The sequence below is a fragment of the Streptomyces sp. NPDC001093 genome, from assembly GCF_040298985.1.
In the GTDB taxonomy this organism is placed as follows: domain Bacteria; phylum Actinomycetota; class Actinomycetes; order Streptomycetales; family Streptomycetaceae; genus Streptomyces.
The window spans coordinates 1-1,643 of sequence record NZ_JBEPBF010000287.1 but is presented as its reverse complement, the minus strand read 5'-3'; the positions used below and the strand labels follow the sequence as shown (position 1 = coordinate 1,643).

The 1,643-nt window shown below is 66.3% G+C and carries 2 protein-coding genes; one reads left to right on the top strand and one right to left on the bottom strand.

Going from position 1 to position 1,643, the window contains the following annotated elements:
* Positions 1-518 precede the first annotated feature (518 nt).
* Positions 519-1,022: a PhzF family phenazine biosynthesis protein gene (locus ABT288_RS49910; RefSeq protein WP_351623448.1), complete on the bottom strand. Its 504-nt coding sequence runs from the start codon at positions 1,020-1,022 to the stop codon at positions 519-521.
* 7 nt (positions 1,023-1,029) lie between these two features.
* Here ABT288_RS49910 and ABT288_RS49905 point away from each other — a divergent pair, with 7 nt between their 5' ends.
* Positions 1,030-1,596 carry a beta-propeller fold lactonase family protein gene (locus ABT288_RS49905; RefSeq protein WP_351623447.1) on the top strand — a complete coding sequence of 189 codons (567 nt, stop codon included), beginning with the start codon at positions 1,030-1,032 and terminating at the stop codon, positions 1,594-1,596.
* Positions 1,597-1,643 lie beyond the last annotated feature (47 nt).

Here is a 1,643-nt window from a genome sequence, read left to right as displayed (position 1 = left end):
CGAGTAGTCCTTCATCGCCATCGGCGGTCTTCTCGCTTCCTCCGGATCAAGCAGATCCAGTATCAGCGTGTCCACCACTCAGGGGGAGGCTCCGGCCTCCTCCACGCGCATAACGCGTAGCAGGTGATGCATGACCGAACGCAGCTCGTGGGCCGCCTCCGCGAGCGCATGATGCGAGAGCGGTTCGGGCTCGGAGTCGGAACAGCGCACGAAGCAACCACAAAACTTTGACAGGAAAGCTTATAAGCTCGGCTGTCGAAATTGGGGGGTGCGTGGCTATCGGAGGGCGGCAGGTATCTGCTGCGCACGCAAGGGATCCTGAACGAGGTTGCAGGCGTGCGTGTCGAACGGGAGTCCGATTGGCTGGCCGTGGCGTTCCGTGACACACCGGTTCGGAAACGGCGCACCATCGCCCCGGTGCTTGGGAGGTGCCTCGGCTGGTGACTGGAGCCTGAGTGTTGACGAGACCATGGTCCGCTCTGTTGGCAGGACTGAGCCGTGATGGGTGGGGAGGCCGATCACCTCACCACATTGAACTCTCCTCCGCTCAACCGGCCTTCGGCGGAGATGGCGCATCGGCCTGTGACGACTGGCCGGGAACGGTCATCGAGATGGATGTTGATGACGCTGGGACGGGCCATGGACTCGCCCTGTGCGATGGCCAGTCGCTTGGAGACGCTGAGCAGGCCGAGGCGGTCCAGATACGCGCACAGCGGCCCGGCGGCGCTTCCGGTGGCTGGGTCCTCGTCGAGCCCGGAGCCGGGGTTGAAGAATCGTGCCGACACGCTGGTCACGGGGCGTTCGTCTCCGATGGACACCGCGTAGAGACCCTGTGCCTGGCACGTGCGCGTCACCCGGACCAACGCGGCCTTCTCGGGCGCACATCGTGCCAGCGCCGCGGTGTCGTTGATCGCGACAAGGAGATGACTGGCGCCGGTGTCGACACTCCGTGGGGTCAGCGAGAGGTCGAGATCCTCAAGGCTCAGCCGCAGCGCGTCGACTACAGCCGCCGGCTCCGCCAGCCGGCCGATGCGTGCCGGCTACTGCACCATCCCGAGCGTGTCTTCGAGGACGAGGACGTCCGACTGCCGGTCGCCGATCTGCTGCGAGATACGGCCATATCGGCGAACTCGACGCGACCATCACGGTGTTCGCCTACGACGCCACGACGGGGACGGTCCAGGAGATCCTGCAGACCGTCGCGACCGCACCACCCGGCTACCCGGGCCCCCCAGCGGCGTCGAGATCGCCGTCCACTCGTCGGGTGACCTCCTCTGCGCCTCCAACCGCGGCTCACAGACCATCACCGGCTACCGGATCGACCGGCCCACCGGGACGCTCTCCGTCGTCGGTCACACCGGCCAGGGCGTGAGCGGCCCGATCAACTTCGTCGTCGACCCCGGCGGACGCGGCTTTACGTCAACAACAGCACGGCCGACAACATCGCCCAGTTCGCCGTCGACCCCGAGACGGGGCGAGCTGGAGCCCACCGGCCGGACGACTTCCGTGCCCGTCCCTCTGATGATGGCGCTGTGCTCCCAGGACTGGCAGGCGCATTCAGGAGGGCTGAGGGGATCCGGTGACAAGGGTGTATAGCTCGATGATGACACCGTCCTTGCAGTGGGCGATGTCCATCCCGGTGA

Excerpts from the sequence above, each read along its gene's own strand:
- ABT288_RS49905 (WP_351623447.1), top strand. The coding sequence starts at position 1,030 with ATGCGTGCCGGCTACTGCACCATCCCGAGCGTGTCTTCGAGGACGAGG.